Source organism: Bacillus sp. GW823-FHT06A11 (assembly GCF_058795355.1).
This window is the reverse complement of the sequence record NZ_JBXAHS010000001.1, coordinates 1,436,533-1,456,656: the sequence shown is the minus strand read 5'-3', so window position 1 is coordinate 1,456,656 and position 20,124 is coordinate 1,436,533. Positions and strand designations below refer to the sequence as shown.

Below are 20,124 nucleotides of genomic sequence, written 5' to 3'. Positions count from 1 at the left end.
TCTACATATGTATATTATATTACATGTGTTCCGGTGTATTTAAAGTTTTTTAAGTAAGAAACAGGAGGAGAATCTGTAAATGAATATGACAACTAAGAGCCCAGCAAGTGGCAAAGTTGATACTTCTAATTTGAAACATACCCCCATTTTAATTGCATTACTTTTAGGTGCAATGGTTGCATTATTAAATGAAACATTACTTGGAAATGCGTTAACGGTATTAATGAAAGAATTTGACGTAACGGCTTCAACGATTCAATGGCTTTCTACAGCATACATGTTAGTAGTTGGGGTTTTAGTTCCAATTACAGCATTACTTCAGCAATGGCTCACAACGAGACAAATGTTTTTGATCGCTATGGTAACGTTTTTAGTCGGTACATTAATTGCGGGATTCGCACCGACATTTTCCGTTTTATTAATTGGCCGTATCGTCCAAGCTGTAGCGACGGGGTTAATTACACCGTTATTAATGAATACGATTTTAATCATTTGTCCACCTGAAAAACGTGGTGCGACAATGGGATTAATCGCACTCGTGATGATGGCAGCTCCGGCAATTGGCCCTACATTATCTGGAGTAATTGTGGATTCATTAAATTGGCGCTGGTTATTCTATATTGTTATTCCTATCGTGATCATTTCCATTATGATTGGGATGAAGTACATTCAAAATGTTTCAGAGTTAACAAGGCCAAAAGTAGATTCCCCATCTCTCCTTTTATCGACATTAGGATTTGGCGGGCTTGTGTATAGCTTTAGTGCATCGGGTGATTTAGGATGGTCCGATGCAAAAGTGTATGGCACTTTAATTGTTGGGCTTATCTCATTATGTATTTTTGCCGTTCGACAATTGAAAATTGAGAATCCAATTTTAGAATTACGAGCATTTAAAGTTCCGATGTTTACATTATCAGTTGGATTAATTGTCATTGTGATGATGTCGCTATTTTCAACGATGACTTTATTACCGATGTTCCTGCAAACCGTTTTACTCGTTACAGCTTTTAAATCAGGAATTATCATGCTTCCGGGAAGTGTTATTAGCGCCATAATGGGACCAATCGCAGGTAAACTATTTGATAAATTTAGTCCGAAAGTTATTATCGTTCCCGGCATTGTCTTAGTAGGAATTGCAATGTTCTTATTTAAAGGCATTACTCCTGATACATCAATGGTACAAATTATTGTCATGCATAGCGTATTAATGGTTGGACTCATGTTTGTCATGACAGCACAAACATACGGTTTAAATCAATTAACACCAGATTTATATCCGCACGGAACAGCACTATTTAGTACGTTGCAACAAGTAGCTGGTGCAATTGGTACAGCTATCTTTATTTCGAAAATGTCTTCAGGAACAACTAGCTATATGGAGAGCTCCGCAAATCCACTGGATCCAGTAGAGAAGTTAAACGGTTTAACTTCAGGGTTCCAAGGTGCATTTGCACTTGGGTTAATCTTTATTATTGTTGCATTTATCGTATCGTTATTCTTAAAAGAAGAGAAAGAAGGAGTAAAGGCAGCGAGGGTTTTACAGAACGAACATTAAGGTTTATATAAAAAAGACATCTTTCCCTAGAAAAGATGTCTTTTTTATAATTTTTTCGTAACACTTGTTTTGGGTGTCTTTATACATAAGAATTGGTATGTACAATAATTATCCTTGTTGAGAATAACGATGCAAAGCCGTACTAATAACTAATAGTTCACCAGATGATTTAGTGACATCGTATATAGATCCTGTTATGAGAATAGGCATAGTCATGATTATGAAGTTATTATATTTTTATTAAACGATTTACACGTTTTTTATAGTAACAATTAGAGACTCTTCAATAAAAAGGAATTTAATATGGTATTCTTTAGTTAATATATTTAAACGAAGATAGGGGAAATGAAGATGGACAAGAAGCTAACGTATTGGCTAGCATCTATTATAGGTGTAGTAGTACTTGCAACTGGTATGACTTATGGAATGTTACAGTTTGCTGAAGTCCCGCTTGAGAGTGAGGACCATGTTTTTGCAGAGGTTAATAAAGAAGACATACTATCGAATGAAGCAGAAGTGAAAGGTTCAAATGCACAACTTCACATTACAGTAACTTCTACTGAAGAAGAAGTTATTTCAGCTATGCATAGTATGACTCATCAAAAAGTAAAAGCGTGTGAAGGAAAGGGTGCAACCCCTATGTCCAAAAAGAATGCAGAGAAAGTAAGAAACATTCTAAACGGAAACAATTTCAAGAATAAAGAAGAGCTATTAGAAATTACTGAAAGATGGGCAAATAGAGATTTTAGTAAAATTTTAGAAGAACATAACTATTTTATTAAACTTCAAGGTGGCAAGATAGGTGAAGCTACAGTAATGGATAAGATAGACGAGAAAGTATTCTGTTCCAATACTTTCGGTGATGATGTAACGGCCGCATTAGTTAAATCAGGAGATCTTCAAGCGCTGTAAGGTGTTTTTTCTTTAATATAAAGAAAGCCTCAAGTATTCATATACTTGAGGCTTTTCCAATGGAAAGATAGGAATGATCCGAATTCCTTACATTAAGAACAAAGTGGAATTACTCCTAAACCAATTAATAAAGCTGCAGCAACTGCTGGAATTGGTACAGGAATTTGAATACCTTCTACAAATAAGAAATACTGACCACTTACTATTTTAAAACAAACTAATTGCATGGCTATTCCTCCCTTCTTTTAGAATTAATACATTATATTAATTTATCTATTTATTGTTATAGTTAAATTATTCATTTTTAAAAATATAGTTAATATGTAAATAGTTTTCGAAAGGACCTGCTCAATCAATACGAAAAAACATAAGATGAAACGAATCCATTAAAATACATGAGTGAACCTTAGTTTTCCCCTCTTATCTAAAGGAGGAACTATTATGGGCTATGGTGGTAGTTGTGGCGGTTGTGGCTTTTCTGGAGGCTTTGCTTTATTAGTTGTGTTATTCATTTTATTAATCATCGTTGGAGCTTCTTGCTTCTGCTAAAAACTATTGGAAAAGACACTCATATAGAGTGTCTTTTCTTTCGTGCAAAATGATTCCTGATAATATCCAACTGTATATAGTATACGGTATATTTTTTCCTCATTAGACATATAAAAATGTTGGAGGGATGTTATGAAACTAGTAGGGAAGCACATTTATATTCGGTTTTATAAAACTGCTGATGCTAACGAGTTAGCTAACTTACATATTAGAAATCGCGAATTTTTTCAACGAGTTTGCCCGTTGCTCCCAGAAGTTTTTTATACAGAAGAACATCAAAAAATACGTCTTGAACAAGCTCTAAAAAAGACAGCTGAAGGGCAAGTATACCCTTTCGGAATCTTTTTAAGAGAAAATGATAAACTGATTGGAGACATTTCATTAACTCAAATTGTTAGGGGAGACCTCCAAAGCTGTTATACGGGATTTACTTTAGATAAGGAGCATAATGCAAAGGGCTATACAACAGAGGCTCTTCAACTTGTTGTAGATTTTGCTTTTAGGGAATTAAAGCTACATAGAATTGAAGCAGGAGCGATGCTTGATAATTTAGCATCTATTCGTGTATTAGAAAAAGTGGGATTTAAAAAAGAAGGTATAGCGAAAGAAAATATAAGGATTAATGGCAAATGGACAGATCATCAAATAGTAGCTATCATCAACAGCTTGGATGTGTAAGCTTATTTTGATTCCAATAACGATAATTATTGTAAAGGGTTGTCTATATCGACAGCTTATTATATTTTTTGCTTAGCGTGATTTTTTCGGAATGCTGGCGGCACCTCATGCCCATCAACCTAACAGAACAGGTTGCCCCAAAACTAAAATTTCATCTTTTCATAGGTGTCCATGGGAATTTAGTTCATTTTTTTCGTTTTGGGGAACAATTAATTTCTTAAGTTGATAGCGATGGGGTACGGCCAGAATTTTGGAAAAAAACACGCTAAGAGCATGCAGGATTTTATACAGTTTTTCGGCTAATTCAGTAAAAAACGGAAACTCTGCAACCCACGCCAGGATAGGAATGTATAAAAAAATGAATAGCATTATAGGGGTACGGAAACGATTATGGGTTTCAAGGGCCACTCTGAAATTAAATACCACGCTTCGATTTTGATAAGTGTATTTGAGAAACTCTAAATCCTTTAAAATCAATAACTTGTAAGCTTCTCAATAGAGCACACTCTATTGAGAAGGTAAATATGTAATTATGCATATTTATATTTTTTTATTTTAATAGTAATTAAACCTAATATATAATTAAAAAGTTTTTTACGAATTGATAAGGAGATGCGAGTATGAAGAAAACCATAGGACTTATATTATCATTATTTTAATTACTTTCTACCTATGCACCAATGTTTACAGAGGAAGTCGAAGTTTTAAATCAAATAGGCCGCGTCAAAGAGAAAGGAGATTAGTATTATTATGGATCTCTTCAACATAATGCGAATTTTAGACTAAGGGATTTTCAAATTAAAAAACTTGGTTTTACTGTTTATTAAGAAGGTTCCATAAACGGGCTACTACATTTAAAACATGAAACATCTTATGAACTAATTATTGTTTAGACAGAATGACTTAGGTTGTCCTTATGCGAAATATTAGTATGAATAGAAATTTGATAATTATATAAAACGCCGTAAATGAAGGATAAAATAAGTGCTGATTTTGCAATTATATTTTTAAAAATTGAATAGGAGATCTATTATGAATACAATTAAGAAATTATTTTTAAGTTCTGTGATATGTATTTTATTATTCAGTACAGTAGGAACAGCGTATGCAGAACAAAATGGTCAAGTGAATTCATCATCTTTTATTGACGTTCCTAAAACCCACTGGGCATATAAAGAAATGATGTATATGGCTGAAAATAAGATTATAACAGGATACGGAAATGGATATTTCGGTGCTACGGATCCTATTATTCGCGAACATCTTGCTGCATTCTTGTATCGATATTTAAAACCGCAAGATAGTACCAATAATCCATTTGTTGATATTGGTGATAGCAATTTTAAAAAGGAAATTTTGGCACTTACTGCACGGGGCATATTTAGCGTAAATGTAGAGAAACAATTCAATCCGAAAAATAATATGACGCGTGCTGAAATGGCTGCAGTACTTGTCAGAACATTCGATTTAAAACCGAAAGGGAATTTTGACTTTACGGATATGAAAGGTCATTGGGCTAACGAATATGTCAAAATATTAGCTGGGAATAAAATCACAAATGGTACTGGTGATGGCAATTTTAATCCAAATGGACTTGTCACAAGAGAGCAATTTTCTGTGTTCTTATATAGGACAATCATGGCAACATCAAGTATAAAAAACAATGAATCGGTTGGCTGGGTTGTAGATGGAGAAAAGAAATACTATTATGACAAACCAGGCGTGAAACATACTGGATTATTACGTTCAGGGGATGATACCTATCTCTTCGATAAAAATGGTAATCTAGCTTCAGGATGGAATACCGTAGACGGAAAGGACTACTATTTTGATACGGTAAGTGGAGCTGCACAAAAAGGATGGTTCTCTCAAACTACCCATTGGTATTATGCAGACGATAACGGTGTGATTCAAAAAGGCGATGTAACCTACAAAGGAAAACAATTCCAATTTGATAGAACAGGTAAAATGGTAAAAGGGTGGATAACAATCCAATCCCTCGACCAAAATATCTACAAATCCAGAACAGTTGTAAGGGGATTTGACCCAATAAAAGTTAGAAAGGATGAAATTCTTGAAGTAGTAGGGGAAGACGGTCCTCTATGGTTTAAGGTGAACTACAATGGTCAAACATACGTTGTGCAAAAATTATTTGCAGTCGTGTTTGATCAATCTCTATCTAATAAAATAGATACAATTCGTCAAGATATTGATGATTTAAAAAAGAGTACTGAGTTAGTAAAAAAATATTCAGAACGCTATAAAAAAGCAAAAGAAACTAAAAATGATGATGCGGCTTTAGTTGAATCTAGTGAACTTGCACAAAGTGTCTCTCAATTACTAACCACACTAAAAAAATCTGAATTGAAGAACACTGTAGATAAAATTTATGAAAAAGAAGCTGATCCAGCTGTAAGAGAAAAATACAATTCTACTATCGCAACTTTAGAGATGATGAATCAGGATTTTGGGAAAATCCATAAATTAATGCTACTAAAAGATAGTATTATGGTTATCGATAAAGCGAATCAGGATTCAGGTAATATTATTCAACAAATACAAAATGGTAAAAATTTAGCACAACAAGATAAGATCAAGCTTCAAAATTATGCTAACGATATGACGGCGTATAAAAAGCAAATGGTAGAATGGTATGCAGATGCTTTAACTGCTGTAACTGAACTCACGATAGCGCTGGTTGACCAAACGAATTTATACTGGCTTACAATCAATGATACATTTGTTGAACCAGCAGAAAAATGGGTTGGCACCTTACCAAAAGGTGAAATTAGTAAATTAGCAGATGGTGTTCGGGACTACGGACAGCAAGTTACAGCTATGCATGAAGGGTTTAAAAGCAGATTACCTGAATATAAACAAATGGCTTCTGATTTACGTGTTGTAAATCAAAGTTTCCTTAAATTTGGTGATTCTGTACAGAAGGCTGGGGCATCACTTCATAAACAAGCCGTAATGGCTGATGGACTAATTAATAGTGTTTCAACGCATGTTGCAGAAGCTCAACAAGCATTTCCAACAATACATACAGACATTATGTCTGGTTTAGATGCTGCTAATAACATGATGGATTCTGCTAATAAGATTTCAGGCTACAAAATAGATACGTCTAATGTTGTTAAAAATGTTGGTAATATGGATGGGTTAACAACCCGCCTTAAAGATTTTGGTGTACCACCTGAAAAAATGAAAGAATATCTGGAAGAACAAAAGCGAACGAATGAATTAGGATCTATGGCGCTTGATTTTATTCCAGTTGTTGGACAAATTAAACAAGGTTTACAAATTTATAATGGAAGAGAATTTTTCACAGACAGAAAATATGAGCCGAATGATTATGTATGGGGAACTGTTTCTACAGTTGTAGGTGGCACTCCTAAAGTTATTGGTCGAGTATTTGGTAAATATGGAGAGTTAGAGCAAAAAGCGAAGGATTTAGGAAAAGTATCAAAGGTAACTGAAGAGATTGGATGGAGTATGCCAAGAGGTGGCGGCGTCATTGATGGGCGTAAGTATACTGAACATGCGCTTGAAAGAATGGCGCCTGATACAATTCAGGTTCGAGCAGAACTTACAAAGCGTGCACGTGAAAGAGCTGAAAGGAATGGTTACACATTCGGATCAAAAGAATACATGGAGGAATTAAAAAAAGTTGATCCACGTGGTGTAACACCAAGTGTAGTAGAAGAAACAATTAAGCATGCTACTAAAAAACCTGGAAATAAACCTGGTCTATGGCAATACGATGGGAAAGATGTTAGAGTCGTATTGAATGATAATGGCGATGTTGTATCCGTTGTACCTAATAAATCGTGAATATTATAAATAAAGTGGATTGAGCCCATTCACGTAAGGAGTTGTTAAATTGAATATACAATATGATGAATATGAATTATTAGAAATATTCGAGAGTGAACCAGAAGATTATTTTATTCCAGGTGCAGGTGCATATAGATATAATAAAATAGATAAATTAGGCTTTGAATTAGTAATGATTATGTGTTATTACGAGGAAACTGTTGAATTAAATTTGTATTATAAAAATAAACGCATCTTTGAAACCAAGATGCATTCGGCGAAACGAATCTATACCCGTAATGACTCATTATATGTCCAAGGTGGCGTAGAAAACAAAACAATCGAAGTAAAATTCAAACCACATTTTACAGTTACAATAAATGAGTTTTAAAAACTCGAAATTAATGATCGTAAATATTCTGCGCATGCTTTAGAAAGAATGGCTCCGGATACAATACAAGTTCGAGCTGAATTAGAGGCACATGCCAAAAGTAGAGGGCTTGTACGTAGTACACAGAAATTTAAAGAATTTGTTAATCTTAGAGGTATCACAATTTCTGTAGTAGATTTTCTGTGCCTTTCCATCGGAAAATCAAGACTGATATAAAAAATGAGTAGAAAAAACAAGGCTTTTACTTCGTGGATACCACTACAAAGTAAGAGCCTTGTTTCATTATATTTGTTCATACAGTTTTCCTTGTAGTCTTCTGTTTTCATCCTTCAATCGCTTATTCTTTATCAATTTTTCGAACAGGTTGCTCCCAGAAGTTTTTATACAGAATAACATCAAAAAATACGTCTTGAACAAGCGTTAAAAAAGAAAGCTGAAGGGCAAGTATACCCTTTTGGAATCTTTTTAAGAGAAAATGATAAAATGAAGATAATATTAGGGAATTGTGAGGATGATTACGTTGCTTACTTTGATAAAATTTGTAGTTAGTTATGCTGCAAGTCTATTTGCTTTTATTTTTGGATGGTTCTTAATTTCATATATTTTTAATCCTAGCTTTATTCACCCAGACGTTTTACAGGGGTTCATAAAAACTATCGTCACTTATGGTAGTATACCAGCTCTTATAGCTTGTCTAATTGGGGAAGTCTTATATAGGAAAATTAAACGATGTCGAGAGTTTCAATTTGGAATTCCTTTATTTATAGGACTAGCAGTTATCTATACACTTATACCATTTCTTTTTCTTTTTAATTTTTCTTTTTCATATTTCTTTGACTTCGTTGCACCTGTTATTATGGGTTCCTTAGCGTTTTATTTAGTACGTAGAAAAATATAATTTTCGTTTTGATCCATTATAATAGCTATCTCTGAATCACTAGTTTCAAAAAGCCTTCACGCAATGATGATTGCATGAAGGCTTTTGATGTTTTCTTATTTTTTTGTCTCGTTAACCCATGTAATAATGTCTTGGATGACATACTCGGGAACATTAGCAGGAATTTCGTATTCACTAGGAAGACTTAATTCCCCGTCACCCTCCGTGAAGAAATGATTCAATTTCGGGTATTTTTTGAACTGAACATTCCCGCGGTTTGAAAGTCCTTTCTGCCATTTTGTATATTCATCTTTTACTGTTACTTGATAATCGCGTGCTCCTTGCAAAATGAGTAAAGGCTCTTTTCGTGATTGTGCTTCTTCAACTGGACGCCACCTAGAAACATCATACATAAAATGAGGTGACCCAAAATTGTAGCCAGCTGGAGGATGGTCAGGATTGAAAGCAGGATCCTGGATAAAAGCGACCTGTCTTTTTAATTCATCGATTACTTCCTTTGACTCCCCAAGGTATTGATACTGATCAATGGCAATGTCAGTCAAAGGGCGTGCAGGTGGTGCGAGTAAGATACTTCCTCGGACAAGTGAGGAAGGCGCTTTGCTCAGTATACGCGGCATTGTGCCGGCTCCTAGACTATGTCCAAGAATGAAAATATTATTTGGATCAATGCCTTCCTGCTGCGCTGCTGATTTTGCTGCATAGATAGCATCATCTGTAGTATCACGATCTAACGTAACAGGTTCTGCACTCATCTTTAATGCATGTTCTAAGGTACGTTTTTCATAGCGCAACACTGCAATTCCGTTGGATGAAAGGCCCACCGCAAGGTCGCGTAAGATTTTAGTTCCCATATATGTGCTATCGCGATCATGGATGCCAGCACCATGAACAAGAACAACTACGGGCAGCTTTTCACCACGCTTATGTTTCGGAACTGTTAATGTCGCTGGTAACGGATAGGTAGAATTTCCAATGACGATTTCACGTTCTTGATAGGAGTCAGGTTGATCATAGCTAGGATGGGGGATGGTAAAATATTCCTCGTGTGGCCTTTCTCCAATTTCATCTACTTTCCCGCCAGGTGTGAACTTAAGGAGTAGCGGTATGGTAGTTCCTTCGGTAGCTGCTGGAATTTCCACCGTCTGATGGACCGAGTTTCGTTCTTTTATCACGGGGGTTCCCATGCTTTTTATCCCGCTCCAGCCACTTTGTGTCCACCAGTTTTGTAATGTGGTTGCTGTAAATTTGGATTGAAAAGCAGTAGACGTCAACTGTAGTGCCTCTGCATACTTACCTTGCTGGAGATATTCAAAAAATAATGATGTACGCTCCGTTAAAGAGATTAATTTCTTTTCAGCAGATTGTTTCTCACGTGTATCTGCGTGAATAGTTGTTGTAAGCGGGAAAGATGAAACGCCTAAAGAAAAGAGTAGGGTAAAGGTAAGTGCTGATCTTTGTATTTTCTTTTTTTTATTCATGTTTTAACCTCCAATATGTGATGGTAAAAAACAGGTAGGGTAATTAGGGTTCTGGTGCGAAAACTTAAAAATATTTGCAAGCAATCTCCAAAACTTGGACATACTCATATTATTATTCTAAAAAAACGTAGATTTCTTCTCTTATCACATGCATATTAATCCCAGAAATAATCTTTCTTCCTTCACTTTATATTTTGATTATAAGAAACAAAGCTCTCGTTTTTCTTACTTGATACTTACAAATTCCTTAAGTAGGGGATATTTTAAAATCTTAGCTTGATGAATATGTAGAAGTACTCCTATGTTAAGAGATAGCTTAAGGACCAAGGATTATATTGTTTTTATTAAGAGTTGATGTTATGTTTGTTTTGTAACATATGGTGTTTTATGTATGTAGGAGGATTTATTGAAGAAATTATTAATATTGTTTTTATTAGCTACATTTTGTCTACAGATTACAGGATGTTCTAATAATATGGGTACACTAAGGGAGAAGTCTAAAACTTCAAAACCTGTGAAGTCTAAACGCATCAATAAAGGGTGGTACAAACATATGTAATAGTTTGTACCACCCTTTATTGATGTTAGAAGTCATAAAGAAAAGACACCCTAAGGTGCCTTCCTTCGACTTGAACCATCTTAATTTTAATAATATATTGGACTCCCATCCAAATATTATTTTACCATGTTAAGTTGTTTTATTCATTGAGAAATATGCTTTAAAACTATATTTTTAAAAATTATATAGATTTGAACAATATGTATACGAGCCACATATCAAAAAAAAGACACTCTCAAGAGTGCCTCTCCTTAGCAGCCGAATCCGCCGCCCCAACAGCTAGCGCCAACGATGATTAATAAGATGAAGAGCACAACAAGTAAGGCAAATCCGCCGCCGAAACCACAGCCTCCACCACAACTACCTCCATAGCCCATATTAACTCCTCCTTCCATAAAGACCATTTATTAATGGATTTAATTTAATTTATGTTTTTAAGGGTGAATGGAGCAGGTCCTTAAAAAAATAAAAGGATTTTGGAAGTTAAAAAGAGTTGACGAACTTATTTTTGTCACCGGTATTTCGTCTGCTACATATTGTATTTTATTCTGTGTATTGGGGGAAGGAGGATCTTATGGCTAATTCTGAGATGATTTTACGTTTACTTACGGATTTAAAGATTGAACAACAATTGTTGAAAGAACAGTTAGAGAAAATGCAAACAGCTGTGACTATTCTTGAAGAAAAATCAGTGACGCTTAAAGAAAAACCAGCGACTCTTAAAGAAAAAACAATGACTCCTGAAGAAAAACCATCTGTTACAAAGCAAAGAGCTTTTTCTGGACGCCCAACATCTTTTCGTGATTGGAGAGCAGCTAGTCAAAAAAATTAGGGAATGTTATGTGAAATGATAAATAAAAAAGTACAGTCTGCTGTAGAAAAGACTGTACTTTTTTATGTCGGTAGAGAATGTTAAGGGAGACGCATTTATTGGCCTATTCCACTTTTAATTGGAGTTCTTTATCTAACTTATCATTATTAATTTTTAAAGTTAATCCTTGCGTGTTTTTCGGTACATCAAATACAATGTTTCCTTCCGAACTTTCATTAGGATTAACAATATTAAATTTGAATGTGGAGATATTCGCAGCTTTAAGTACTGACTGATATTCATTGGAAATGTGATATTCTCTTCCAAATCCATCAATTAATTTAAAGTTGTTAATATCTAGTGTAATGGGTTCTTCTTTACGATTATAAACGGCGATGTCTAATACTTTAAAGACACCTTGTGCTTTAACTTCTCCAGTCCCTAGAACATCTAATGACTCGGCAGATCCCATTGACATGTATACATCAGAGGAATCTACATTGGTAGGAAGTTCTTTTTGCGGATCCTTGCTGCTAAGTTTGTTATTCTCTGTTTTTTTAGAAGTAGCCTGCTCATTTTTCTCGGGCGCATCATGTGAACTGCAAGCTGATACTCCAAACAAGAATGTGCTACATAATAATGATGCTAATAACTTTTTGTTCATCGTTTGTTTCTTCCTTCCAAAATAGAAGCACTTTTAATGAGTGCTATATATATTTGTATATGTATTACATTTTATATCTTATTATATTAATTTTGGAAGGAAAAGGGAAAAATTGAGCATTTCTCTGATTCGAATTATTTATCTGTCTAAAAGTTGAAATTAAAATGAGCCCCATAAATGATAAACCATTCCACTTACAAAAAATGCTAATCCTAAAAATAAAACAATTAAAGCAAGAATTCCATTTTTATTATGTTCCATAAAAGTAGCTCCTTTTTCATTTACTTACATACAAAAAGCCTTTAGTCGTAATTATGGCTAAAGGCTTTAATCTTCATACTTTGTAGTTTATAAAAAAGTTGCACTTCTGTATTAATCTGGAATATGATTGTTTAAAGAGAAGGTGATGAGTACATGCAGGAAACAAAACAATTCCCGCTTATATCTGGAAATCCCTCATTAGATTTAGTAAATACAGAGTTAGTTAGGCGTGGACAACGTTATGATTTATTAATAACAGATGAAGATGTATTAGAATGGCTACATGTAATAAAGGTTAATCTTCCTTTTTGGAATGAAAAAACACTTATAGGAATTCAGAAGCGAATGGATCAAGTTACATCTAGCATATTAGAGGTAAGAGAAGTATTGAGAAAACAGTTTGAGGCAATTGCTGATCAGCAAGAAATTTCTAATGATTTTATTACGTATTTAGAAAAACAAATTGAGAAGGCACCATTTACATATAAAATCATTGAACAGCAGCTAGTATCTATCCCAGTTGGAGAAATCGAGGATGTACTCGCATCGTTAATTGCATTTGACGCTTTAACGTTAATAGCAGAAAATAAGCTTATTTCCCTTAAAAGGTGTTCAAATCCTGACTGTGTTTTATTATTTATAGATAAGAGTGGAAAACGAAAATGGTGTTCTATGAAAATATGTGGGAACCGGAAAAAGGTAGCAAAATTTCAGGATCGAAAATTTGAAGAAGTTTAGAGAATCAACTTATAACAGTTGATTCTTTTTTTGTACTTTATAACTAACCCCTTAAATTAATATTTACAGGTTAGTTATGTCGAGTTATAATTGTTGGTAAATAAAGGAGGAGAACGATGGATAATATAACAGCAACTAAGCAGAAAGATCCTCAACCAATAAGTGTACGATATTTTACAAAAATGAAAGGGAAAGGAAGAAGCCCATTACAAGTAAATGTAAAGGACTCTTTAACGGGACTACTAGGGGGATTTTTAACAATTCTTACCTTAACATATTTAACGAGCATAACCTCTACAGAATTATTAATGGCTCCATTTGGTGCGAGTTGTGTATTAGCGTTTGGAGTTTGGAATGCGCCATTATCTCAGCCGCGTAATATTATTGGAGGACATTTGATTTCAACTTTCATTGGTCTATCAATATATCATTTGTTTGGGAATGAATATTGGACAATTGCTTTAGCGGTGGGGATGGCAATAGCCGTTATGATGTTAACGAGAACGACGCATCCTCCGGCAGGCGCCGATCCGATTATCGTTATTTTAGGGGCAAATAGTTGGAGTTATTTAGTAACACCAGTTTTAATTGGCTCCGTTGTTATTGTAGTTATTGCTTTATTCATTAATAATATGAGTAGTAAAAGAAGCTATCCAACTTTTTGGATGTAGTTTGTAAAGTGAAAAATAATTTAAGTGAGTATTCTATTCTTACTATGTTTTATTTTTTATATAGTAAAAGCCTTAGTCGTAATTGCAGCTAATGACTTGGGTCCTCATACTTTGTAGTTCATAAAGAAAAGACACTTTAAAGTGCTTTCTACAGATTTGAATTATTTAATTCATGTAATTAATATTCGTTAGCATAAAACTCTTTTATTAATTTTATTTCATTTGTATCTGGATTAAACTTAAATATTTTAATTTGATTCGATTCATCTTTGTATGCAAATGTATTCTCACCAACTTGGGTCATATTGCTGGTGTTTAAAATAGGATCGCTACCGTGATCAGTAATTTCCACAGTTTTCTCCCGGTTCCAGAATGCAATGACAATAATCAAAATGATAAGACATACCCGTATAAAACGTAATTCTCTTGCAACAGGATGTTCCATCTGTTTGTCTCCTTTACTGTTTGATAGAGTGTGTTTATAAAAGAGATAATTCCTAGGAATATAAATAAAAAAGACACCGTAAAGTGTCTTTTTTATTTTAGTTATGCGCATTACTTAATAAGACGCTAGTTCCTCAGTCTGGCTATGAGTAACTATGTAGGGTGATTCCATTATAACATTTTAACCAGTAATGGGTCTATATGGAATTTAATTGTTTTTCTTTTTGATTATTCAGAATGACTTACCGAGTATTTGGATGAGGAAAGCAGTGAGACAGAAGCGACTAAACTTGTTTTAGAAGAGTGTCTTCTTTTTTGTATCATTGTGAGTAAAGTGTAGAGCGATATTTCCCTTTACACGAACATAACGGTATACTATAGTTAAGTTAAGTGAACTTAACTATTAAGCGAAATAAAAGCATGGAGGAATAACGCTATGACTAGAACGTATAAAGAAGTAATTAATGAAATGAACCGAGCTTATAATGAATTCTACATTTTACTATTCCAGGAGTTAAAAGATGAGTTCGGTCTTACAGGACAGCAAGAGAGCATGCTATTTCATATTAATTTAAATGAAAACACGACGGCAAATCACATTGCGACTACTTTTAATGTATCAAAAAGTGCCGTTAGCCAAGTTTTATCGAAATTGGAGAAACAGAAGATGATTTCAAAACAAGTAAACCCTAATAATAAACGGGAGTATTTTCTTACACTTGGTCCAAACGGTAGTAAGTATATAGAGCGGTTGTCTGAGTTAGATGATGTATTAATTGAGAAATATTTTTCTAAAATCGATATAAACGCCCTAGAGCAAATGACAGATACGTTAACGAAAATAAATAAAGTGATATTGGAAGAAAAGCAGAAGGATCTTGATTGTAATGAGTAAGAACTTAGATGAAGCAATTAGTAGAAAGGAGGAGAAGTGCATTATGAGTTTCATACCAAATATGATTACGATAGCAAATTTTATATGTGGGCTTTTGGCTATTCATGCTGTTTTCGTTGACGAGATGTACGGTGCAGTTATGTTCATTATTACAGGTATGGTCCTTGATCTGTTTGATGGCATGGTCGCTCGGAAACTTGATTCTGTTTCGGAAATAGGCGGAGAGCTAGACTCATTTGCGGATTTAGTGACCTTCGGTGTGGCACCATCTATTCTTGCATATAGTACTTCGTTAAAAGATTTGCAGTCTATCGGGATGATATGTGCGCTTGCTTATAGTATTTGCGGAATGCTTCGGCTTGCAAGATTTAACACACAGCAAAGCAAACTCCCGACCTTTATCGGCATGCCGATTCCATTTGCGGCAATGTGTCTCCTCATTTTATGTTTTTTAAAGAATCCAGTTTCCGTGGCGTTTGGTACATGCGCACTCGCTTATTTAATGGTGAGCAAAATCAAATTCCCTCATTTTAAAAAAGATATAGCTGAAAGCTTGAAGCCTGGAAGATTGGACTGATGATACGGAATTACAATGAGAAAGATAAAGGAGAATAACATGATTCGTATGGCACTAAAATCGTTTAACATACAAATGTATTGTTTGCTAGGCGTAATGTTATTGGGCTGGCTCGTGACACCTTTTTCAGCCCAGTTTGTAGGGATAAGCATTGGCCTTTTGGTGAGTATGTACTGCGCCTGGATTTTAGGAAGGCGTATTGAAAAGTTCGGAGATAGCATTGTAAAAAAAGAAAAAGCACCGATGCTCGGAATGATAAATCGGTTTGCAGCCGCAATACTAGGTGCGATTATTATGTATGAAATTGAACACCATGAATTCATGTGGACATTCGCTGCCGGAATTATGGGTGGGTATTTCTTGGTTATTATTAATTTGGGGTATTACAGTATGAGGGATGCGGAGGAATAAAGTTTCACTTTATTATAAAGAAAAGACACCCATATAAGAGTGTCTTTTCTGATAGTTTTTTAGCAGAAGCAAGAAGCTCCAACGATGATTAATAAAATAAACAGTACAACTAATAAAGCAAATCCTCCAGCAAAACCGCAGCCTTCGCCGCAACTACCACCAAAACCCATAATAGTTCCTCCTTTTAATAAGAGGGGAAAACAAGGGTACACTCATGTATTTTAACGGATTCAAATTACTTTATGTTTTTTACGCAATAATTGAGCAGGTCCTTTGGAAAATAAAAAAAGACATCAATTAAGATGTCTTTTTTCTTTGTAAATTGGTGTTAAGAAGGTAACTTATTGCTTTTAACCTATGAATAATATAACAATCATCGAGTAAGTTTATTATAGCAGTGATAAATAGGATTTTTATATGCAATATTACATATATATAGATTTATTTATGTTTTATTTGTATATTTTAATTGTCTGTTCCTTGTTTTAATTCGTTTAGTTATATTATTTTTTGAGTGCTCCAGCAATGGAGCCTTTTTTTAGTATTCTATTTTGATGATGTTCCATAAAATTAGCACCTTTTAAAGCTGTTTTTATATAAAAAGTCTTTAACTTGTATTTATAGCTAAAGGCTCTGAGTGTCATACTTTATGGTTTATAAAATCTTATAAGAAGAATAACCAGTATTTTATATAGAATTTATCCCACTATTTGCCGGGCTGCCCATAAACGCCCGATTGGTGAGAGCTGATTAAAGTTTCACTGTATAATGTTTTTTATCCAGTTTGGAACTGAAAATGTACTAGCTTGATAATGAAGCTAGGTTATTAGAAGTGAAAAATTTTAGTTTTATTATAATTAATAGAAATGAAAGTAGTGTAAATATAAATCCACTCCAAATAAGTTGATGAATACCTAAGTTTGAAATGAACCAGCCTCCAATAGTTGTTCCTAGAGTAATTCCAAGATTTGAGAATGAAACGAATAGGCTATTACCAAATTCGGGTGCTTCTCTTGCTTCACTTATTAACCATGTTTGACCAACAATTAATCCACCAGCATGCACGATTCCCCAAATGAATACCATAAAAATCATTGGAACAAGATAAGGACCTAAATAATAAACCAATATGTAAACAATAGAATAGAAAATAGGGAACGATATTACTGTATTTACGATGCTTCTTTGCAGAAGACTACCAAATAAATGATTGCCTAAAATCATAACTATACCAAATATGAATAGCATGATACTGATGAGCGATCCATTCATGGAAGTTACTTTCGCAAGGTATTCGGCGAAGTAGCTGTATACGGAAAACATGGCTGCAAAAAGGAATGTGACAGTTAAAATATTTAACCATAATCCTGGTTTGCCGAGTATACGAATTTGTTTGCCGAAAGACATTTTTTCTTTAACGGGCATAGAAGGAAGTGAGATTAGTATTCCAATGAATGCAAGGGCGTTAATAAGCGCTCCGAATAAGAAAGCAATTTCTAATGAAAATTGATCTGCAAGGTAAGAGGTTAATGGTACACCTAGTGCAAAGCCAACCGTAATTCCCATGAAAACTTTTGTAACCGCTTGACCACTCTTTTCAGGAGGGACAAGTTTAGCAACAGTTACAAGAGCGATTGAAAAGAAGAGTGGGTGAAGTGCTGCAGGTAAAATACGAAAAATAAGCATGATTTCAAATTGTGTTGTATAAGCGTAAATTATATTTGAAATAACAAAAACAAAGATTGCTATTAATAAAATTATTTTACGATTAATACTAGAGACGAGCAGAATTAAAAACGGACCAAAAATAGCAACGACTAGTGCGAATATACTTACTAAAAACCCTGCTTGTGCAGTTGAAATGCCAAATTTCTGAGTGATTTGTGGTAATACACCGACAATACCCATCTCGGTAGTAATAATTCCAAACACCCCTATTGCTAGTGTAAGAATAAGTAAAGGACTTACTTTTTTCATTTGTAAAACTCTCCATTCTTCTTATTATTTTGAAAGTGAAATCGATTTATTAACAAGGAAATGAGCATGATTGGATGTCAATAGTATTAGAATTATGTAATGTTAAACACAAACACAGATATCTAAATAACTAGATATGATATGTTAAAAAAGATGCTCCTTTCTATGTTTCTTTCTTTTATAGGTAGCGAAGTTTTAAAAAGAATGTATTGGGCAGCTATATAAAAGCAGAATGTGTGAAAGCAAATAATCAATGGTAGGTTGATTATTTGCTTTTACTTTATAATTCATTTTGAACGTATTCAGAAAACGCTTGTATTGTTTTTTCATTTCGACGATAATATGTCCATTTTCCAATTCGGTCAGAGTCTAGTAGTCCTGCCTTTTTCATAGTTAATAAATAACTAGAAATAACCGATTGGGCTAAGCCAGTTTTAAGCTGAATATCTCCTACACACACTCCAATCTGAAAATTAATCCCTTGTTCTAAATAAGGTTTTTCGTCGAAATGGTTTTCTGGATTTTTTAACCATGATAGAATTTGACATCTTGTTTCATTTGACAATGCTTTATAAATTAATGAAGGTTCCATAAGGATATTATATCTACTTTTATAGATTTGTAAATGGATTTGTGTGATTTTAAGGGAAGAAGGTATAGTTGATCCCCTCGAATAGGAATAAGGTGCTCTTGATCTGTACCCTTTGTAAAGGACATTTTAAAAAAAGTTAGGCAACCTAAAAAAGATGATTTCTGTATGCAAACAGAAGTCATCTTCTTTAAATTCCATTGATAGCAAGAGTGATTATAGTACGTCATATATTTATTAATTTCATGTTTTAACTGAACAAACGAATCACATGATTTTATATATGCTTTATCGGTTAAAGTACTACGAGGATTACGTGCAAAAATGATAGTATTGTTAGGTTTAAGCATGTTGTTGCCTAGCTATCAATGGCGGATGCCTAAGAAGAGTAATAATAAAACCCAACTGAAGATTTAAGAAAAATTTTATGTTTACCCCACTCTTTATTTTAAAAGTTTTTCCTATCCTATAAATGAGTTACATCATGAAGGAGACTAAAAAAGACAAAGTCATAGATGAAAATGTAAAGTTAGGGGATTCTACATGGATACAGGAGTTTTGATTAGTTATTTGTATACGTATTTTTTTACGATTATTTTTTGTAATGTGTTTCAAATTGGATTTTATTTTAAAGCGAAAAGAAACATATCTATTCGGCATTTTCTATGGGTATATGTTTTTCTATTCTACCTTTCGTTAGTGTATAGGGTGACGCAGATCGCGACTGTATGGGATATAAGTAGATATGAAACGTGGATTCGTGTAAGTCAAATCAATTTGACTCTATTTGATACGGCAGGTAGTACTACGTATCTTTTGAACATCGTACTGTTTATGCCGTTAGGTTTTTTATTACCGATGATTTGGCCGCATTTTAGAAAAATGAAAAACACCGTATGTGCAGGATTCTTTTTTTCATTGGCAATTGAGTTAAATCAATTACTAAATAATAGAATTACAGATATTGATGATTTATTTACGAACACTCTCGGGGCGATTATTGGATATTTATTATATAGAGCTTTTAAAATGATATTAAGAAGAGAGGGGAAAAAGCTTGATACCAACTCTTCTCTAGTTATAAAATACGAGGCTGTTTTTTGTTTAGTGTGTTCATTTGTAGGGGCGATGTTAATTTATCATCCAGCTTTATTTGGAAGACCTGTCATCATTCAGTGAGGTGATTACGAATTTCTTTTGAACGCTCGTGCGATATTTCAATTTGTAAAAAGCCTTTAACTTGTTATAGT

General features: G+C 34.0%; 22 protein-coding genes and 2 pseudogenes. 15 read left to right on the top strand and 9 right to left on the bottom strand.

Features of this window, described 5'->3' with window-relative positions; translation table 11 throughout:
• Positions 1–79: 79 nt before the first annotated feature.
• Entirely contained in the window at positions 80–1,555 is a 1,476-nt protein-coding gene (locus AC1Q8L_RS07370) for an MDR family MFS transporter (RefSeq protein WP_098312146.1), read from the top strand.
• 351 nt (positions 1,556–1,906) lie between these two features.
• Complete coding sequence (locus AC1Q8L_RS07365; RefSeq protein WP_000358714.1) at positions 1,907–2,467, top strand: PRK06770 family protein; 561 nt, start codon at positions 1,907–1,909, stop codon at positions 2,465–2,467.
• A gap of 92 nt (positions 2,468–2,559) precedes the next feature.
• Here the strand turns inward: AC1Q8L_RS07365 and AC1Q8L_RS07360 are convergent, their stop codons facing one another.
• Entirely contained in the window at positions 2,560–2,694 is a 135-nt protein-coding gene (locus AC1Q8L_RS07360; RefSeq protein WP_001177693.1) for a hypothetical protein, read from the bottom strand.
• A 214-nt stretch (positions 2,695–2,908) separates the two neighbouring features.
• On the opposite strand from AC1Q8L_RS07360, the gene AC1Q8L_RS07355 reads away from it, so the two are divergent.
• The 6 genes and pseudogenes from AC1Q8L_RS07355 to AC1Q8L_RS07330 all read left to right on the top strand — a co-directional run bounded on the left by AC1Q8L_RS07355 (position 2,909) and on the right by AC1Q8L_RS07330 (position 8,799).
• The gene (locus tag AC1Q8L_RS07355) at positions 2,909–3,016 is read left to right on the top strand and encodes a YjcZ family sporulation protein (RefSeq protein ID WP_000540375.1); all 108 of its coding nucleotides are present in this window, start codon (positions 2,909–2,911) and stop codon (positions 3,014–3,016) included.
• Positions 3,017–3,148: 132 nt separating this feature from the next.
• On the top strand, positions 3,149–3,694 hold the full coding sequence (locus tag AC1Q8L_RS07350; RefSeq protein ID WP_000779757.1) for a GNAT family N-acetyltransferase: 546 nt from the start codon (positions 3,149–3,151) through the stop codon (positions 3,692–3,694).
• A 1,032-nt stretch (positions 3,695–4,726) separates the two neighbouring features.
• On the top strand, positions 4,727–7,528 hold the full coding sequence (locus AC1Q8L_RS07345; RefSeq protein ID WP_098395079.1) for an S-layer homology domain-containing protein: 2,802 nt from the start codon (positions 4,727–4,729) through the stop codon (positions 7,526–7,528).
• A gap of 49 nt (positions 7,529–7,577) precedes the next feature.
• Complete coding sequence (locus AC1Q8L_RS07340) at positions 7,578–7,901, top strand: hypothetical protein (protein WP_001025898.1); 324 nt, start codon at positions 7,578–7,580, stop codon at positions 7,899–7,901.
• Positions 7,902–8,249: 348 nt separating this feature from the next.
• Positions 8,250–8,429, top strand: a pseudogene (locus tag AC1Q8L_RS07335) (GNAT family N-acetyltransferase); the annotation flags it as partial.
• On the top strand, positions 8,413–8,799 hold the full coding sequence (locus AC1Q8L_RS07330) for a hypothetical protein (protein WP_000631589.1): 387 nt from the start codon (positions 8,413–8,415) through the stop codon (positions 8,797–8,799). The pseudogene AC1Q8L_RS07335 and the gene AC1Q8L_RS07330, both read left to right, overlap by 17 nt.
• Positions 8,800–8,894: 95 nt before the next feature.
• Here AC1Q8L_RS07330 and AC1Q8L_RS07325 read toward each other — a convergent pair whose 3' ends face one another.
• Both AC1Q8L_RS07325 and AC1Q8L_RS07320 read right to left on the bottom strand, forming a co-directional pair.
• Positions 8,895–10,277 (bottom strand): alpha/beta hydrolase, encoded by a 1,383-nt coding sequence (locus tag AC1Q8L_RS07325; RefSeq protein WP_492339417.1) that lies wholly within the window; start codon positions 10,275–10,277, stop codon positions 8,895–8,897.
• Between the two features lie 810 nt (positions 10,278–11,087).
• On the bottom strand, positions 11,088–11,213 hold the full coding sequence (locus AC1Q8L_RS07320; protein WP_000540377.1) for a YjcZ family sporulation protein: 126 nt from the start codon (positions 11,211–11,213) through the stop codon (positions 11,088–11,090).
• Between the two features lie 197 nt (positions 11,214–11,410).
• Between AC1Q8L_RS07320 and AC1Q8L_RS07315 the strand changes: the two genes are divergently transcribed.
• On the top strand, positions 11,411–11,668 hold the full coding sequence (locus tag AC1Q8L_RS07315; RefSeq protein WP_000013692.1) for a hypothetical protein: 258 nt from the start codon (positions 11,411–11,413) through the stop codon (positions 11,666–11,668).
• A 103-nt stretch (positions 11,669–11,771) separates the two neighbouring features.
• On the opposite strand, the gene AC1Q8L_RS07310 is transcribed toward AC1Q8L_RS07315, so the two are convergent.
• Positions 11,772–12,311, bottom strand: a complete 540-nt coding sequence (locus AC1Q8L_RS07310; RefSeq protein ID WP_001035582.1) for a DUF4352 domain-containing protein — start codon at positions 12,309–12,311, stop codon at positions 11,772–11,774.
• Positions 12,312–12,725: 414 nt separating this feature from the next.
• Between AC1Q8L_RS07310 and AC1Q8L_RS07305 the strand changes: the two genes are divergently transcribed.
• Positions 12,726–13,310: a CGNR zinc finger domain-containing protein gene (locus AC1Q8L_RS07305; protein ID WP_001158447.1), complete on the top strand. Its 585-nt coding sequence runs from the start codon at positions 12,726–12,728 to the stop codon at positions 13,308–13,310.
• A gap of 116 nt (positions 13,311–13,426) precedes the next feature.
• Positions 13,427–13,981, top strand: coding sequence for an HPP family protein (locus AC1Q8L_RS07300; RefSeq protein WP_000368844.1), 555 nt, complete (start codon positions 13,427–13,429; stop codon positions 13,979–13,981).
• Between the two features lie 178 nt (positions 13,982–14,159).
• Here the strand turns inward: AC1Q8L_RS07300 and AC1Q8L_RS07295 are convergent, their stop codons facing one another.
• Complete coding sequence (locus AC1Q8L_RS07295) at positions 14,160–14,426, bottom strand: YmzC family protein (protein ID WP_000400971.1); 267 nt, start codon at positions 14,424–14,426, stop codon at positions 14,160–14,162.
• A 435-nt stretch (positions 14,427–14,861) separates the two neighbouring features.
• Here AC1Q8L_RS07295 and AC1Q8L_RS07290 point away from each other — a divergent pair, with 435 nt between their 5' ends.
• Genes AC1Q8L_RS07290 through AC1Q8L_RS07280 form a run of 3 tightly spaced genes read left to right on the top strand, consistent with a single transcriptional unit; the run spans position 14,862 to position 16,308 of the window.
• The gene (locus AC1Q8L_RS07290; RefSeq protein ID WP_000198941.1) at positions 14,862–15,320 is read left to right on the top strand and encodes a MarR family winged helix-turn-helix transcriptional regulator; all 459 of its coding nucleotides are present in this window, start codon (positions 14,862–14,864) and stop codon (positions 15,318–15,320) included.
• Positions 15,313–15,897, top strand: coding sequence for a CDP-diacylglycerol--serine O-phosphatidyltransferase (gene pssA, locus AC1Q8L_RS07285; RefSeq protein WP_000042017.1), 585 nt, complete (start codon positions 15,313–15,315; stop codon positions 15,895–15,897). Before AC1Q8L_RS07290 ends, pssA begins: the two co-directional genes overlap by 8 nt.
• Before the next feature lie 39 nt (positions 15,898–15,936).
• A complete protein-coding gene (locus AC1Q8L_RS07280; RefSeq protein ID WP_000620577.1) occupies positions 15,937–16,308 on the top strand; it encodes an ATP synthase subunit I in 372 nt (123 codons plus the stop codon).
• A 59-nt stretch (positions 16,309–16,367) separates the two neighbouring features.
• On the opposite strand, the gene AC1Q8L_RS07275 is transcribed toward AC1Q8L_RS07280, so the two are convergent.
• The 4 genes and pseudogenes from AC1Q8L_RS07275 to AC1Q8L_RS07260 form a co-directional block, all read right to left on the bottom strand.
• Positions 16,368–16,478 carry a YjcZ family sporulation protein gene (locus tag AC1Q8L_RS07275; RefSeq protein ID WP_000505669.1) on the bottom strand — a complete coding sequence of 37 codons (111 nt, stop codon included), beginning with the start codon at positions 16,476–16,478 and terminating at the stop codon, positions 16,368–16,370.
• Positions 16,479–17,109: 631 nt separating this feature from the next.
• On the bottom strand, positions 17,110–18,285 hold the full coding sequence (locus tag AC1Q8L_RS07270) for an MFS transporter (RefSeq protein WP_000757909.1): 1,176 nt from the start codon (positions 18,283–18,285) through the stop codon (positions 17,110–17,112).
• A gap of 280 nt (positions 18,286–18,565) precedes the next feature.
• Positions 18,566–18,877: an ArsR/SmtB family transcription factor gene (locus tag AC1Q8L_RS07265; protein ID WP_000433732.1), complete on the bottom strand. Its 312-nt coding sequence runs from the start codon at positions 18,875–18,877 to the stop codon at positions 18,566–18,568.
• Between the two features lie 145 nt (positions 18,878–19,022).
• Positions 19,023–19,173 (bottom strand): annotated as a pseudogene (locus AC1Q8L_RS07260) (IS3 family transposase); the annotation flags it as partial.
• 244 nt (positions 19,174–19,417) lie between these two features.
• Between AC1Q8L_RS07260 and AC1Q8L_RS07255 the strand changes: the two are divergent.
• On the top strand, positions 19,418–20,053 hold the full coding sequence (locus AC1Q8L_RS07255; protein ID WP_492339416.1) for a VanZ family protein: 636 nt from the start codon (positions 19,418–19,420) through the stop codon (positions 20,051–20,053).
• The last annotated feature ends 71 nt before the right edge of the window (positions 20,054–20,124 follow it).

Excerpts from the sequence above, each read along its gene's own strand:
- AC1Q8L_RS07370 (WP_098312146.1), top strand. The coding sequence starts at position 80 with ATGAATATGACAACTAAGAGCCCAGCAAGTGGCAAAGTTGATACTTCT.
- AC1Q8L_RS07365 (WP_000358714.1), top strand. The coding sequence starts at position 1,907 with ATGGACAAGAAGCTAACGTATTGGCTAGCATCTATTATAGGTGTAGTA.
- AC1Q8L_RS07360 (WP_001177693.1), bottom strand. The coding sequence starts at position 2,694 with ATGCAATTAGTTTGTTTTAAAATAGTAAGTGGTCAGTATTTCTTATTT.
- AC1Q8L_RS07355 (WP_000540375.1), top strand. The coding sequence starts at position 2,909 with ATGGGCTATGGTGGTAGTTGTGGCGGTTGTGGCTTTTCTGGAGGCTTT.
- AC1Q8L_RS07350 (WP_000779757.1), top strand. The coding sequence starts at position 3,149 with ATGAAACTAGTAGGGAAGCACATTTATATTCGGTTTTATAAAACTGCT.
- AC1Q8L_RS07345 (WP_098395079.1), top strand. The coding sequence starts at position 4,727 with ATGAATACAATTAAGAAATTATTTTTAAGTTCTGTGATATGTATTTTA.
- AC1Q8L_RS07330 (WP_000631589.1), top strand. The coding sequence starts at position 8,413 with ATGATTACGTTGCTTACTTTGATAAAATTTGTAGTTAGTTATGCTGCA.
- AC1Q8L_RS07325 (WP_492339417.1), bottom strand. The coding sequence starts at position 10,277 with ATGAATAAAAAAAAGAAAATACAAAGATCAGCACTTACCTTTACCCTA.
- AC1Q8L_RS07320 (WP_000540377.1), bottom strand. The coding sequence starts at position 11,213 with ATGGGCTATGGAGGTAGTTGTGGTGGAGGCTGTGGTTTCGGCGGCGGA.
- AC1Q8L_RS07315 (WP_000013692.1), top strand. The coding sequence starts at position 11,411 with ATGGCTAATTCTGAGATGATTTTACGTTTACTTACGGATTTAAAGATT.
- AC1Q8L_RS07310 (WP_001035582.1), bottom strand. The coding sequence starts at position 12,311 with ATGAACAAAAAGTTATTAGCATCATTATTATGTAGCACATTCTTGTTT.
- AC1Q8L_RS07305 (WP_001158447.1), top strand. The coding sequence starts at position 12,726 with ATGCAGGAAACAAAACAATTCCCGCTTATATCTGGAAATCCCTCATTA.
- AC1Q8L_RS07300 (WP_000368844.1), top strand. The coding sequence starts at position 13,427 with ATGGATAATATAACAGCAACTAAGCAGAAAGATCCTCAACCAATAAGT.
- AC1Q8L_RS07295 (WP_000400971.1), bottom strand. The coding sequence starts at position 14,426 with ATGGAACATCCTGTTGCAAGAGAATTACGTTTTATACGGGTATGTCTT.
- AC1Q8L_RS07290 (WP_000198941.1), top strand. The coding sequence starts at position 14,862 with ATGACTAGAACGTATAAAGAAGTAATTAATGAAATGAACCGAGCTTAT.
- pssA (WP_000042017.1), top strand. The coding sequence starts at position 15,313 with ATGAGTAAGAACTTAGATGAAGCAATTAGTAGAAAGGAGGAGAAGTGC.
- AC1Q8L_RS07280 (WP_000620577.1), top strand. The coding sequence starts at position 15,937 with ATGATTCGTATGGCACTAAAATCGTTTAACATACAAATGTATTGTTTG.
- AC1Q8L_RS07275 (WP_000505669.1), bottom strand. The coding sequence starts at position 16,478 with ATGGGTTTTGGTGGTAGTTGCGGCGAAGGCTGCGGTTTTGCTGGAGGA.
- AC1Q8L_RS07270 (WP_000757909.1), bottom strand. The coding sequence starts at position 18,285 with ATGAAAAAAGTAAGTCCTTTACTTATTCTTACACTAGCAATAGGGGTG.
- AC1Q8L_RS07265 (WP_000433732.1), bottom strand. The coding sequence starts at position 18,877 with ATGGAACCTTCATTAATTTATAAAGCATTGTCAAATGAAACAAGATGT.
- AC1Q8L_RS07255 (WP_492339416.1), top strand. The coding sequence starts at position 19,418 with ATGGATACAGGAGTTTTGATTAGTTATTTGTATACGTATTTTTTTACG.